This is a genomic window from Terribacillus saccharophilus, assembly GCF_046592895.1.
Lineage (GTDB): Bacteria > Bacillota > Bacilli > Bacillales > Amphibacillaceae > Terribacillus > Terribacillus saccharophilus_D.
On the sequence record NZ_JAWVPU010000001.1, the window covers coordinates 886,887 to 900,213 of the forward strand.

Here is a 13,327-nt window from a genome sequence, read left to right on the forward strand (position 1 = left end):
ACTTATCTCCAAAAACAAGCACTTACATTTAATGCGTTTCTTCAATAATTATTCTCTTTTCGTTTGTCTATTATTGTAGTTAATCAGTTCTCTTCTTTCCCCTTTCCATCCCCAGTCAACTCCTCCGAAAACTCCATAACCAAATTCTGCACAGGCGGTCCAAAATGCCCCTTCTCTTCCCTTTTCCTGCGAATCCGTGATCTCACAACCAAATAAGCGAGCGTATAGAAGACGACCATACTGACTCCTGATATCAGTCCTGTTTCCTGCCCAGGCACAAATGGCATACAGAGTAAAACGATAATCATGCTTATCAACGCTATCCATGAGTTAAAGGGAAACCCGGGCATTTGGCAAATGCCATTTGGCGGGCAGCCGTGTTTTTTGCGGTGGCGGATGTGGCTGGCCATGATGACTGCGTAGGTGAAGATCAGGGCGAATCCGCCGGTGCTGATTAAGACTAGGTATGCTCTTGGGAATAGAAGGCCAAAGCCTAATCCAAGCAGCATGGCTACTCCGGAAAATAAAATGCCGCGATATGGGACGTCTCCTTTATCTCTCAGCCATCTTGGCGCATGTCTCACATCGGTCAGGGAGCGAATCATGCGGCCCAGGCCGAAGATTGCGGCGAGCATTGCCGAGAGGATTGCTGAGATTAGGACGATGTTTATGGCTGTTCCTGCCCAGCCGATGCCCCAGCGATTGAGAGATGCGACCATGGGGCTGGTGTTTTCGTTTAGTGATGCTGTTGGTATGAGCGGCAGTAAGACGGCTGCATAGAGGACGTATAGGCCGACCAGAGAGAAAACGGTGTAACGAATTGCTTTTGGAATTGTTTCACGTGGATTCTCTGCTTCTGATGCGGCAAGTCCGATGATTTCAAAGCCGGCATAAGCAAACACGATCAGCAGCATGCTGCCGGCGAGTCCGCTGATTCCTCCTGCCATCAGTGGCTCTTCTGTAAGTGCCCCTGTTCCAACGGGCGCTTTATCTGGTAGCCAGCCAAAAATCAAGACGATGGCGGTGATGATAAAGAAGATGATGGCGAATATCTTGATACCGGACAACGCACTCTCGAGCTTACCCAGTTTATCAGCACCCAATAAATTGATAAGGGTGACGCCGATGATCACGGCACTCCCAAGCAACGCGATGGAAATATTGGGGAACCATTGCCGGAATAACAGGCTGATGGCGGTCGCTTCGCTGGACATGGAGAATATGGTGCCTGTCCAGAATAGCCAGCCAACGACAAAGCCTGCTCCCTGCCCGAGATTCTGGGCAGCAAATGTGCTGAATGATCCCGCAGTAGGGTTGGCGACTGTCATTTCGGACAGAGCGTACAATATAAAGTAAACGAGCACACCTGCTAAGATATAAGCAATGATGATGGAGGGGCCGGCTGCCCGGATGGCTACCGATGAGCCTAGGAAGAACGATCCTCCGATTACACTTCCCAAAGCCATCATGGTTAGCTGAATTGCTGATAATCCTTTGTTCTTTTTTTTCATAATCTTCTCCTCATGTCAGTCTTGTTGGAGTTATTATCTGCTTTTGAACAGAAAAGATTCTCTAGGATAAATGAAGAAAATCAGCGCATACTGAAGAGAGGCTAGCTGACACTAGCCTCTCTTCTAATATGATGTACAGGCATAAAAGTTTAGATAAAGTGTGATATCTCCATTTCAGAAAATTCACATCTTACAAAGGTGAAAAATCTTCTGGTAATTCTTGCTGATAATCTCCATATACATCGAGTACTTCCATAATTTGATCATCGATATAATGAAGTCCTTGAATGCCAGCAATCACCTCATCTGCACTAGCATCGTGGTCATTTACGAACAAATAATAACCAACATAATCTGCTTTTCCGTGTGGAGGAATTGTAATAACCGATTCGGGTACACTTTCACTATCAGAACCTAAACCATATTCTTGGGTGAGATCATACATCTTCAAAGCAGCCGTATCGTAAAGCTGCTCTTTATCGGTAAGATTTTCAACGCGTATATTCACTTCTACGTGGTTTCCTCCAGCATATTCCATGTGATAACCTGTTACCTTAAAACGGTGGACTACTTCAAAACCATTTACAATTTCAGACTCTACTTCATCTGCATTGCCTTGATCCGTGTCCACTTCCGGTTTATCCGTATCGTCTTCGGGTTCCTCATTCCATTCAGCAGCCATTTCTTTATACTTAGCTGGCACCTCATCACTTAGCGTCAAAGGATATTGGACATTTTCCAAATCACCATTATAATGTAAATTAAAATCTTGAGCGAAGGCCTCTTTAGCACTTCCATCATGCGTTACAAGATAATGCGCGATGATTGCTTCTTCCTTATGGGCATCAACTGATATAAAGCGAGGCTCTTCTCCCGTGCTAGATCCAAACCATACTTCCTCTCCCGGCTTCTCCAATGAGAAGTCATCTTCTGTTACCTTGACAGCCTTATCACTATCATTTTTTACTATGTACAAAATAGGAATAGTATCGTTTATGTCTACTTCATTAGTAGTAAAATAGCCTTTAATTTGTACGTTCTTCTCTACATTAGATCCATCTGATTCCGTTACATCCTTTGCATCACCTTGACAGGCAGCCAGCACAAAAATCAGAATAAAAACAGTTAGCAATAAATATATTCTTCGCATGTTATAGTCCTTTCTACCTGATATCATTCACCTACTTACTATACACCGATTTTTTACCATTTTAAATATTTCATCTACAATAGTTTTTACATGATTCAAAACGTTTTATAGTTTTAGTGGATTTTTAATTCAACATAACTTTTAATTCCCATGCGATGATAGCTTATTTAAACAGAGAAATAAGTTGATTATATTTGCCAAATCAAGTAACGCTCGCTCCACAAGGCATGGGGATACACAATCTACACTATTTTGAATCTTACGGAAGAATTACTTCACATAAGTGAAGTATAGGGGAATGATATCTATTATTGGTTACAGAAAAGGAGTATTACATTAGTAACAGGAGTTAGTATCTGTTAACTCCTGTTACATAAGTTGTGTGTCTGTTAGATCTATGAAACAGCAGAGTAATCCTGTCTTATTCTACTTTAAATCCTTAACACCTGTCTCCAGCATCTCCATCTGCAGCACTGTTTGTTCGTCCGTGATGGTTTTTTCTTTTCCATTAACGATGGCTTCATATAAGTCATCATAAACACGTCCATAATCCCCATCAACGGATTTCACTTTTTCCTCATGGACTGTACCGTCTTCATCGATATATGTCAGAACACCATAATGATCTAAGGTATCAACACCAAAATCCTCGTTATCCGGCATGTAAAATAACTTCAGATGTTCTTCTTGGCGGTCTTTGGTGTGTTTCACAAAGCTTCCTTTTTTACCGTGAACAACGAAGCTCGGTCTTTCTTTTATTCTGAAGTAACTGGATTTAACCGATACTTTCAGCTTGCCGTAATATAAGTCCAGATCAAAGTAATCATTCATTCTGCCTTGTCCCAGCAGCTGTCTCACATCGTAGTGGATGTGGTCAGGTCTGCCGAAATAGCTGATCACTTGATCGAGGGTGTGGCAGCCATGGCCGTATAAATAGGATTCCGCAGAATCAAAGGAATCAGTGGACTCAGGAACATCCGGACGATAGTAGTCATAATGCATTTCCACTTCCAACAAATCCCCGAGTTTTCCCTCTTCAATTACCTTCTGAACGGTCAGGAAATCACTGTCGAACCGCCGGTTTTGATACGCCTGCACGAGCAGTCCTTTGTCTTTTGCCAGTGCGAATATTTCTTTGGCTTGCTCGGAGGTTTCCATGAACGGCTTTTCAACCAGGCAGTGTTTGTTGTGTTCCAATACTTGTTTGGCGTACTCATAATGGCTGTCATGCTTTGTGCAGATGACGATGAGCTGAATGTCTTTGTCATTCAACAGTTCATTCAAGTCGGATGTATAGTGTACGCCAGCGATTTTATTCCAGCTGTCACGGCCGGGGTTTCTCCGGTAAATTGTTTTCACTTTGATGTTGTCTCTTTGCAGGACAAATGGCAGATGATATCTGTTCGTGCTTTTCCCGTTTCCGATATATCCTATCGTGAGCATGATGGTCCTCCTTCTATGTATGAGCTTTTACTGTATCGTAAGAAAAAGCGCCTCCCTTTATTGCTGCAGGAGGCACTTCTCTCATAAGAGTATTACATCAAGCCGATGGCATGGAAGCCGATACCGATTACGAACAATCCGAGGATCATCACAATCGGGGATACTTTCTTGCGAAGCAGCCACATGCAAAGCAATGTGATCAATAGTCCAGCCAAACCAGGGATCAAGCTGTCCAAGTTATCTTGTAAAGTCGTGACACTCGTTTCGCTCAATGCCCTGCCGGCTTCTTGCTGCTCCAGGGCCGTCTTGATGCCTTCCGACCCAGCAGGAAGGTTATCCCAATCGATATATGCTCCTTCGTCGAGTTGCACTTCCGATACCGTCGGCGTAAAGGCGACGGATACCCACCTATTGACCAGTGACCCTAATATGAACATCCCGAGTATCGAGGCGCCCTTGGTGATATCCTGCAGCAGTCCGCCAGACAAGTCTTCCGTGATCTTGGAGCCCGCTTTGTAGCCGAGTTCCTGTGTATACCAAGTGAATCCCATCCGGATCAAGTTCCATAATACGAAGTAAAGAATCGGACCGAGTATATTACCAGTCAAAGCAAGGGATGCTGCCAATGCGCCAAGAATCGGTTTCACCGTGAACCAGAAAGTCGGATCTCCGATACCGGCAAGCGGACCCATCATCCCGACTTTTACGCCTTGGATGGCTTTGTCATCAACCGGTGCGCCATTCGCACGCTCTTCTTCCAGTGCGAGCGTCACACCGATGATCGGTGACGCAACATATGGATGTGTATTGAAAAATTCCAAGTGACGCTGCAATGCAGCTGCACGGTCTTCTTTTGTTTTATACAATCGTTTGATTGCCGGGATCATCGAAAATGCCCAGCCGCCGTTTTGCATACGCTCATAGTTCCAAGAGCCTTGAATGAAAGTGGAACGCCACCAAATAGCAACGCGATCTCTTTTGGATAACTTCAATTGTTCAGCCATTTTTTTCTCCTCCTTACTTTTTAATAGTCATCGATGATTTTGCCTAGCGGATCACCAGTGTTTCCGTTACCGCCGTTACCAGAACCGCCTTGTTTTGTAAGAGCCAAATAAATAAGTGCAAGTGCCACACCGATACCGCCAAGACCTAGAAGTGTGATGGATGGGATTGTCGCCAAAACGAAACCGATTGCGAAGAACGGCCATACTTCCCTTGTTGCCATCATGTTGATAACCATTGCATAACCAACCGCTACAACCATTCCCCCGCCGACTGCCAAACCGTCTGTCAGCCAAGAAGGCATCGCTGTAAGCAAGTCTCTCACCGGCGCTGCGCCGATCGCTACAATCAATGCAGCCGGGATGGCGATACGAAGACCTTGCATGATGATTGCGATGATATGCCACATATCAATTTTCCGGAAGTTCCCTTCCTTTGCTGCTGCATCCATCAGATGCACGATACCTGTTGCCAGTGTACGTACAATGATTGTCAGCAATAGACCTGCTACTGCAAGCGGTACTGCAATTGCGATGGCAGAAGTAACACCCGCTTCACCTTGACCGCCCAAAACTAAAATGATGGCAGATGCAACCGATGCCAATGCCGCATCCGGAGCTACGGCCGCCCCGATGTTTGCCCAGCCCAAAGCGATCAGCTGAAGGGTTCCGCCCAAGATTAGACAAGGTATTACTTCGCCTGAAACCAAGCCGATCAATGTACAAGCAATGATTGGCTGGTGAAAGTGGAATTCATCCAAGATGCCTTCGACACCGGCTAAAAACGCCACGAGTACAATTAGTATGATTTGAATCATCGTCAAATCCATGATTATTCATCCTCCTTTTTATCTGATTGTCAGGATCACCTTTGTTTGTTCAACTCCGCTTGTGCCCTTTTCAAAATCTCGTCCATATTGCCTTTAGAATCCCCCGGCACCTTGCGTACATCGAATTTCACGCCGTGCTCTTTCAGCTTGGCGAATGTATCGATATCTTCCTGACCGAAAGCAAGTACCTTATTCGGCTGCACTTTACCTGGTGAATGCGCCATCGACCCGACATTGATCGTATCGAGTGGTACGCCACCTTCCACAGCTCGCAGTGCGTCCTGCGGGTTTTCGAATAACAGCAGTGCACGCTGGCCGCCAAAATGCTGATCATCTTTTGCAAGTTCGATCATCTTATGGATTGGAACAACGTGCGCTTTCACACCAGAAGGCGCCGCCTGCTGGATCAATTTCTTCCGCAGGTCATCCTTGGCTACTTCATCAGACACAACGATGATGCGCGTAGGATTAGTGTTTTTCGTCCAGGCAGTCGCTACCTGACCATGCAGCAAACGCGTATCGATCCGTGCCAATACGTATTTGAATGTACCAGGGGCACCTGTGTTGGACGGTGCGCTGCTAGCTGCTTGAGCCGGAGCAGCTGGTTCCAGCTCTTCCGGATTCACTTTCACCGCTTCTTTTGCGGAAGCAAGTATTTTCGCTGCAATTTCATGCGCTGTTTCCATGGAGAAACGCGATGCGAATGCCTCGATCAGCATGGCCAAGTTCAAGCCTGCAACGATCGCCCATTTATCCTTATGGTTTTCCATCAAGCTGTTGGCTTGGTTGAAAGGTGTTCCGCCCCACAAGTCGACTAGGATCAAGACTTCTTCTTGGTTGTCGAATGAGGCAATTGCTTTTTCCATTTTCAATCGCACATCAGCAGGTCCTTCGCTCGGCATCAATGTAACAGCTGCTACATTTTCTTGCTTCCCGAAGATCATCGTCCCGGACTGCAAGATGCCAGTGGCAAATTCACCGTGCGTGGCTATAACGATTCCTACCATCTTTTAACCTCCTATTAATAGTATTGTGAAAGCTTTAGGCAGACATGGCCAGCTCAGCTAAAGTGGTTACATCTTCGACGAAAGGCATTAAAAAAGGCATGAGAAAAAAGCAGATTAACGGAAGCATAGGTATAGATGGACCCTTCTTCGTTTTAATCATTGCTTTTTTACTCATGCCTGATCGAATCAGTAACACGTAAAAAAATAAGTGCGTGGCTATTCAATTCTATTATGCAAGCGCTTTAATTATGTAACAAAAAATAAAGCACTTGATTTCTTTAGTGAGCTTCCATGACTATTGTAGCACACCATTTTTTCCCTTACAAGCCTATGGTGCCATTTTGCGACAAGTTTCAACTCGGCTTATTGCTTACTTGATTTACTTTTGAAACTGCGCTTGATTACATCAAAGAATCCCAGTGATTTGACCAAGTGATTCGGATCGACATATTCACGGATGGCCCTGAAAACCTTTTTCGGATCCTTCGAAGAAAATGTATATGTGCCATTGCGTTTCGTCCTGATCGCATAGCGCGGTATCCATTTCCCTTTGAACAAGACCGAAGCAATCACAAGGTCCACTTCTTCCCAAGGAATCTGAATGAACTTACGCGCATCACGATTATTGAAGAACTCGAACCCTTTGTCCCCGATCATGATTTTGCCGTATTCCGACATTTTATGTGAAGTTGCATCAACAACTAAATCGACTTTGGTATTGATTGATTGGACCATCTTGTCTGCCCCCATTTCTTTTACTAATGATTATACACGCAATGGCACTTTATGCAAAAAATACTCTGACCATTAAAAATACTCAGATCATTGGTGAAGCAATCTATCGCTGATGCTATAATGGTATCACATTGGAAATTATAGGAGGTAGAAAACAGTATGGCTAAAAAAAGGAAGAAACAACGTGCGCTGCTTCCTTTCCGTCTTAATGTTTTGTTTGTAATTGTGTTCCTGCTGTTCTCCGCTTTGATTCTGCAGCTTGGTGTTGTGCAGATCATCAACGGGGAAGAACATCAGGCTGTTTTAGAAGAGACAACCAATGATATAGCTGAAATTTCGGTCCCCCGCGGCATGATTTATGACAGCGAAGGAAATGTGATTGTCGGAAACGAACCAGTCTATTCGATTACATATACCCCTCCTAAAAACGGTGACCCTGCTGATAAGAAGCTGGAAATCGCCACCAAGCTTGCAGATATAATGAAAATGGATGATAAAGCAATCGAGAAGATAACCGAACGGGAATACAAGGAGTATTGGTATCTCTTGAATGCAAAAGAAGCAGACAGCAGAATCACCGCTGCCGAAAAAGAGAGCCTCGATGATAGTGAAATCTATCAAACGACACTTGATAGAATTACAGAAGAAGATTACAAGGAGCTGGAACAAGATGATCACGCGAAGCAGATCATCGCCATCAAGCGGGAGCTGGACAGTGCTACCGAACTCGTTCCGCATGTGATCAAGAATAAAGATGTCACTGAAAAAGAATATGCGACCATTGCCGAAAGCATGGGCGACATGCACGGTATCAATGTGACGACCGACTGGGAACGCTATTACCCGTATGACGGTTCCCTACAAGGCATCCTTGGCAGCATCAAGACAGGTATCCCTGAAGGTGAAGAAGATTATTATAAATCCAGAAACTATCAATTGAACGACCGGATCGGGACAAGCGGTCTGGAAATGGAATATGAAAGCCTGCTGAAAGGCGATAAAAAACGTGTCCGCTATATAACGGATAATCAGAATAATATCGTCTCAACAGAAACCATTTCAGAAGGACAGCGCGGGCAGGATCTTCAGCTATCCATCAATATGGAATTCCAAAAAGAATTGGATAAAATCGTGCAGGAAGAACTGCGAAGCGCCATCAACCGTCATCCTGGGGCAAACCGTCATCTGGAAGATGCCATGGCCGTCATGCTCAACCCGAACACAGGTCAGATTTATGCCGCCAGCGGACAGCATTATGACCGGGAGAATAATGAGTATGAATCTGCCGACATGAACACTGTCTTCAGCGCCAATGCCGTCGGTTCCACTGTCAAGGGCGCGACTTTGCTCGCTGGTTATCAGGAAGGCGTCATAAACATGGGGGATTCTTTCTATGACACAGTGATGAATATCGCAGGGACGGAACCTAAAGGATCTTATCGAAACATGGGTCCGACCACTGACTTGCAAGCATTGCAGAAGTCCTCCAACGTTTACATGTTCCATGTCGCACTTCGCCTAGGCGGCGAATACAACTACCAGCCTAACCAAAGCGTTTCATTCGATTCGAGTTCTTTCCAGGTATTGCGGAATTACTACAATCAAGTGGGATTGGGTGTGGAAACGGGTATCGACCTGCCCTCCGAAGCTACTGGATACGTAGGCAGTGAAGGTTTGGCCGGTAACTTGCTCGACTTTTCCATCGGTCAGTACGACACGTATACTACCATGCAGCTGGCTCAGTACATCTCGACAGTCGCCAATGGCGGTTATCGGATCAAACCGCATTTCGTCAGTGAAATACATGAACCTTCCAATGAAAAAGATAAGCTCGGGCCGCTTGCTGAAACCAAGTCGCCGGAAGTATTGAATAAAATCACCGCAACCGATGAACAAATCAATCGTATCCAGCAAGGATTCAAGTTGGTGTTCCAGTCAACGGATGGCACTGCTTACCGCCATCTTTCCAAAGAAGCAAGAGGCTATAACATTGCCGGGAAAACAGGCACTGCCGAAACAACCAAAGACGGTACAGATTTGGAAAACTGGACATTGATCGGCTATGCCGATGCCGAAAATCCTGATATAGCCTTCGCCATCGTCGTGCCAAACCTTGGCATCATCAACGGTGGACAGCAGTATCCAATCACGTATGAAATTGCCAACCGTGCATTAGAGTATTATTACGAGCATACATCGCCCGAGGATGAAGAAACAGCTGAATGATATTCATTTGGAAAGCAGTATGCTTTGAGATAAGTCCGGTTTTTTTCCGGGCTTATTTTTATGCAAGTATCACTCTCTCAAGTTCTTGAATGCCAATAAGAAAAAGGCTGAAGCATGAAAATCAGGAAATAGAAATAAATAAACTCCTACTCTATCTATTTATATCATTCCCACCCCTAAAACCTCACAAGAAATGGTAGAATGAAAAAATAAATCACTATTTTTGAAGGAGCTTGGCACTATGGGACAGAATATCTCTAAGGAAGCAGATATAGCAGCTTTATTGGGACAATGGTCTGTCACTATTCGTCAGGATGAAAGAGAAGCAGCCGCAATCATCCATGAGCAGCTGAAAGAGCATATTGCAGACATCAGCAGAGATTTTCTTATCACCTATTTGCTGTTGGAATGCCGCTTCTATTTAATGCAAAAAGACCTCCCGAATAGCACAATAGCCATCGCAGAAGCAAAAGCATACCGCAATCACTTCCATGACAGCCACTGGTATTCTCTGCATGTAGCACAAGGTATTCTCTATCATTACGAAGACCGTTACCAAGAAGCCCTGCACAGCTTTGAAAAAGCTGAAAAGTATCTGTTCCAATTAGAGGAGCCTGTCGAAATAGGAGAATTTCATCTGCGCAAAGCAATGACTTATTTTTATCTCGACATTACGGCATTATCCACACTTCACGCCGAAAGAGCAATTGAAGCATTCAGACCCCACAAGACATTCGAATTCCTGCTTGCCCATGCAGAAATGCTGCAAGGCTTGAATTACATTGATCTCCACCACTTTGATCAAGCACAAGACTATCTCCACAGAGCACTGACATCATTCAAGAAACTCAGGAACACTAATTTCATAGCTTCCACCAACCTCAATTTCGGGGTTCTTTACTCAAAGCGAGATTCACCTTCCACTGCAATTCCGTTTTTGGAAGAAGCATTAAGAGGAAATCAAGAGCGTATTCGGTTAAAGATCTTGTACTTGCTTGCTGATTGCTATTGGAAGACAGGTCAAACTTCTAAAGCACGCCGAACGTACCAAGAAGGATTCAGGGCAAGCATCGAAAAAGATGATGCAGCGAAAAAATGGGAATTTGCCATGCTACACAAAAAATACGAAGACAGACTGAATTTCGAAAGCGTTTGGCAGGAAGGCATCGAGTACTTCAGAAAAATTAACGATACGTATAATGTAAGACGATTTTCCAAGGAATTGGCTCACTATTATGATGAACACAAACAGCATGAACTCGCAGTTAAGTACTATTCATTGGCTCTACTATTATAGGGAGGGTTTTAGATGAAGAAGCTTATCTATTCATTGTTACTTGTCGGCGCAATTATCGTGGGCTGTTCAGTCGGGAATGATGATATTAAAGTCACTGCGATTAAAGAAGGAGATGCTGGATCCATTATAATCACTCCAATGATTTTCACTGAATAAATGTACTTCCTCGAATTCATGGTATGCAACAAGAGAAAACCCCGAATCCACACAAAACCTTCTAATAGTGTGGATTCGGGGTTTTTTTGTCTTTATTAATTTTCTTTCAAGAAAGAAAGCAGCGCTTCATTGAATTCCTCAGGATGTGTTGCGTTCAGTCCATGCGGGCCGCCTTCAATCAAAGCTAGCTTGCTGTTTGGAATAGCTTCATGAGTACGTTTACCACTGGCTTCAAATGGAACGACTGCATCCGAATCACCGTGGATGACCAATGTCGGTATATCGATTTTTTCAATATCTGCACGAAAATCTGTTGTGCCGAATGCTGAAATGCAATCCAGCGTCCCTTTTGGTGATGCGCCTGCTGCTATGTTCCAAGTGTATGTCCGGAAAGGTTCACTTACCAGGTCGGAGCGATCTCCAGCAGTAAAGAAGTTCTTCGTGAAATCATCCAGGAAAGCAAGACGATCAGTTTTCACACCATTTTTAAAGTCCTCTATCGTTGCATCATCCAAAGCACCATCTGGATTTTCATCCGATTTGTATAAATAAGGAGGTACAGCAGCGGCAAATACTGCTTTTTTGACACGCTGTGTTCCATAAGTGCTGATGTAGCGTGCTACTTCCCCGCCACCCATGGAAAAACCAACAAGCGTCGCCTCCTGAAGGTCCAAGTGTTCAAGCAGCGTGTTCAGATCAGAAGCTAATGTGTCATAATCATATCCGCTCCAAGGCCGGGATGACTCGCCGAATCCGCGTCGATCATAGGTGATGACGCGATAACCCGCTTCAATAAATGCTGGAATTTGAGCCTCCCAAGAGCGGCCGCTCAGTGGCCAGCCATGAATCAGGACAATCGGTTTTCCTTCACCAAAATCCTCATAATAAAGATCAATTGCTTCATTGTTTTCCGTTCCTACCGTTACTGTAGCCATTGTGTACCTCCTGTTTCATCTTTATTGATCACCACTAATTTTCCCATGTGAAACAGGAGATAAACTGTACTCATAGGTTATTTTATACACCTGCAATCCGGGATATGGAGAGAGCCTTAAATATAGGAATCTGCTATATAACAGCAAGTTATATATGACGATTTGTCCTTCCCCATTCACATAGCTGCTCCAGAACTGGTAATATCGTTTCTGCTTTAGGAGTAAGACTATATTCCACTTTAGGTGGGATTTGAGGATATTCTTTTCTTTCAACCATTCCATCTGCTTCTAATTCCTTAAGCTGAGAACTCAGAATCTTATACGTGATCGTCCCTATCCTTCTTTTCATCTCATTAAAACGTACAGGTTGATCCTCTGCCAATAGGTAAAGAATCAGCATTTTCCATTTACCTCCGACCACCGACAAGGCATATCCAAAGGGGGTCTCCTGGACATTACCTTTCTTTTCATAGTCAGCCATTCCCATACTAACACTATCCTTTCTGGTAGTATCTTTCAAAAAAGTGCGTACTATTTAATTCTTTTCATTCATTTTATACTTACCTTACTTTGAATGAAAGGAGAGGTTTATATGACAAATATCAATACTTATAATCACAACCTCTGGGATCATGGCATCAGTCAAGGCTACAGCGTGAACGGTACCATTTACGTCTCAGGACAGTTTTCACACGATAGAGAAGGGACATTCATTGGCAAAGACGATATTGAGGCTCAGACGCTGCAAACCCTTGAAAACCTCGATCGTGTGCTTGCGGAGTTAGGAACTGCAAAGTCCAACCTTGCTTATGTGGAAATTTATCTAACCGATCCCCAAGAACATACTGGGTCGGTCATCAATTTATTCAAGGAATACTTAGGTGAACATCGGCCAGCAGGCAGCCTGATTGGCGTAACGTATTTAGCGTTTCCGGAACAGCTGATTGAAATCTCCGCTGTCGCACATACCGATTGAATACACAACACTCCGGATGCATCCATCAGGAATATGATACCTATTTCGATTAATGTACTG

General features: G+C 44.2%; 13 protein-coding genes. 4 read left to right on the forward strand and 9 right to left on the reverse strand.

Features of this window, described 5'->3' with window-relative positions; translation table 11 throughout:
- Positions 1 to 83 precede the first annotated feature (83 nt).
- The 7 genes from SFC66_RS04215 to SFC66_RS04245 form a co-directional block, all read right to left on the reverse strand.
- On the reverse strand, positions 84 to 1,511 hold the full coding sequence (locus SFC66_RS04215; RefSeq protein ID WP_411217451.1) for an amino acid permease: 1,428 nt from the start codon (positions 1,509 to 1,511) through the stop codon (positions 84 to 86).
- Between the two features lie 190 nt (positions 1,512 to 1,701).
- On the reverse strand, positions 1,702 to 2,661 hold the full coding sequence (locus SFC66_RS04220; RefSeq protein ID WP_411217452.1) for a hypothetical protein: 960 nt from the start codon (positions 2,659 to 2,661) through the stop codon (positions 1,702 to 1,704).
- Positions 2,662 to 3,087: 426 nt separating this feature from the next.
- On the reverse strand, positions 3,088 to 4,104 hold the full coding sequence (locus tag SFC66_RS04225; RefSeq protein WP_411217453.1) for an oxidoreductase: 1,017 nt from the start codon (positions 4,102 to 4,104) through the stop codon (positions 3,088 to 3,090).
- Positions 4,105 to 4,196: 92 nt separating this feature from the next.
- Positions 4,197 to 5,108: a PTS system mannose/fructose/sorbose family transporter subunit IID gene (locus tag SFC66_RS04230; RefSeq protein WP_411217454.1), complete on the reverse strand. Its 912-nt coding sequence runs from the start codon at positions 5,106 to 5,108 to the stop codon at positions 4,197 to 4,199.
- Positions 5,109 to 5,128: 20 nt separating this feature from the next.
- Positions 5,129 to 5,935, reverse strand: coding sequence for a PTS mannose/fructose/sorbose transporter subunit IIC (locus SFC66_RS04235; RefSeq protein ID WP_411217455.1), 807 nt, complete (start codon positions 5,933 to 5,935; stop codon positions 5,129 to 5,131).
- A 35-nt stretch (positions 5,936 to 5,970) separates the two neighbouring features.
- On the reverse strand, positions 5,971 to 6,942 hold the full coding sequence (locus tag SFC66_RS04240) for a mannose/fructose/sorbose PTS transporter subunit IIA (RefSeq protein ID WP_411217456.1): 972 nt from the start codon (positions 6,940 to 6,942) through the stop codon (positions 5,971 to 5,973).
- A gap of 363 nt (positions 6,943 to 7,305) precedes the next feature.
- Positions 7,306 to 7,677 carry a DUF956 family protein gene (locus SFC66_RS04245; RefSeq protein ID WP_411217457.1) on the reverse strand — a complete coding sequence of 124 codons (372 nt, stop codon included), beginning with the start codon at positions 7,675 to 7,677 and terminating at the stop codon, positions 7,306 to 7,308.
- Between the two features lie 159 nt (positions 7,678 to 7,836).
- On the opposite strand from SFC66_RS04245, the gene SFC66_RS04250 reads away from it, so the two are divergent.
- The 3 genes from SFC66_RS04250 to SFC66_RS04260 all read left to right on the forward strand — a co-directional run bounded on the left by SFC66_RS04250 (position 7,837) and on the right by SFC66_RS04260 (position 11,356).
- Positions 7,837 to 9,903 (forward strand): peptidoglycan D,D-transpeptidase FtsI family protein, encoded by a 2,067-nt coding sequence (locus SFC66_RS04250; protein ID WP_411217458.1) that lies wholly within the window; start codon positions 7,837 to 7,839, stop codon positions 9,901 to 9,903.
- Between the two features lie 241 nt (positions 9,904 to 10,144).
- Positions 10,145 to 11,200 (forward strand): tetratricopeptide repeat protein, encoded by a 1,056-nt coding sequence (locus SFC66_RS04255; protein WP_411217459.1) that lies wholly within the window; start codon positions 10,145 to 10,147, stop codon positions 11,198 to 11,200.
- 12 nt (positions 11,201 to 11,212) lie between these two features.
- Positions 11,213 to 11,356, forward strand: coding sequence for a hypothetical protein (locus SFC66_RS04260; RefSeq protein WP_411217460.1), 144 nt, complete (start codon positions 11,213 to 11,215; stop codon positions 11,354 to 11,356).
- A 95-nt stretch (positions 11,357 to 11,451) separates the two neighbouring features.
- Here the strand turns inward: SFC66_RS04260 and SFC66_RS04265 are convergent, their stop codons facing one another.
- Together SFC66_RS04265 and SFC66_RS04270 are read right to left on the reverse strand one after the other, a co-directional pair.
- Positions 11,452 to 12,291, reverse strand: a complete 840-nt coding sequence (locus tag SFC66_RS04265; protein WP_411217461.1) for an alpha/beta fold hydrolase — start codon at positions 12,289 to 12,291, stop codon at positions 11,452 to 11,454.
- Positions 12,292 to 12,439: 148 nt separating this feature from the next.
- Entirely contained in the window at positions 12,440 to 12,778 is a 339-nt protein-coding gene (locus tag SFC66_RS04270) for a winged helix-turn-helix transcriptional regulator (RefSeq protein ID WP_411217462.1), read from the reverse strand.
- 105 nt (positions 12,779 to 12,883) lie between these two features.
- On the opposite strand from SFC66_RS04270, the gene SFC66_RS04275 reads away from it, so the two are divergent.
- On the forward strand, positions 12,884 to 13,267 hold the full coding sequence (locus SFC66_RS04275; protein WP_411217463.1) for a RidA family protein: 384 nt from the start codon (positions 12,884 to 12,886) through the stop codon (positions 13,265 to 13,267).
- Positions 13,268 to 13,327 lie beyond the last annotated feature (60 nt).

Excerpts from the sequence above, each read along its gene's own strand:
- SFC66_RS04215 (WP_411217451.1), bottom strand. The coding sequence starts at position 1,511 with ATGAAAAAAAAGAACAAAGGATTATCAGCAATTCAGCTAACCATGATG.
- SFC66_RS04220 (WP_411217452.1), bottom strand. The coding sequence starts at position 2,661 with ATGCGAAGAATATATTTATTGCTAACTGTTTTTATTCTGATTTTTGTG.
- SFC66_RS04225 (WP_411217453.1), bottom strand. The coding sequence starts at position 4,104 with ATGCTCACGATAGGATATATCGGAAACGGGAAAAGCACGAACAGATAT.
- SFC66_RS04230 (WP_411217454.1), bottom strand. The coding sequence starts at position 5,108 with ATGGCTGAACAATTGAAGTTATCCAAAAGAGATCGCGTTGCTATTTGG.
- SFC66_RS04235 (WP_411217455.1), bottom strand. The coding sequence starts at position 5,935 with ATGGATTTGACGATGATTCAAATCATACTAATTGTACTCGTGGCGTTT.
- SFC66_RS04240 (WP_411217456.1), bottom strand. The coding sequence starts at position 6,942 with ATGGTAGGAATCGTTATAGCCACGCACGGTGAATTTGCCACTGGCATC.
- SFC66_RS04245 (WP_411217457.1), bottom strand. The coding sequence starts at position 7,677 with ATGGTCCAATCAATCAATACCAAAGTCGATTTAGTTGTTGATGCAACT.
- SFC66_RS04250 (WP_411217458.1), top strand. The coding sequence starts at position 7,837 with ATGGCTAAAAAAAGGAAGAAACAACGTGCGCTGCTTCCTTTCCGTCTT.
- SFC66_RS04255 (WP_411217459.1), top strand. The coding sequence starts at position 10,145 with ATGGGACAGAATATCTCTAAGGAAGCAGATATAGCAGCTTTATTGGGA.
- SFC66_RS04260 (WP_411217460.1), top strand. The coding sequence starts at position 11,213 with ATGAAGAAGCTTATCTATTCATTGTTACTTGTCGGCGCAATTATCGTG.
- SFC66_RS04265 (WP_411217461.1), bottom strand. The coding sequence starts at position 12,291 with ATGGCTACAGTAACGGTAGGAACGGAAAACAATGAAGCAATTGATCTT.
- SFC66_RS04270 (WP_411217462.1), bottom strand. The coding sequence starts at position 12,778 with ATGGGAATGGCTGACTATGAAAAGAAAGGTAATGTCCAGGAGACCCCC.
- SFC66_RS04275 (WP_411217463.1), top strand. The coding sequence starts at position 12,884 with ATGACAAATATCAATACTTATAATCACAACCTCTGGGATCATGGCATC.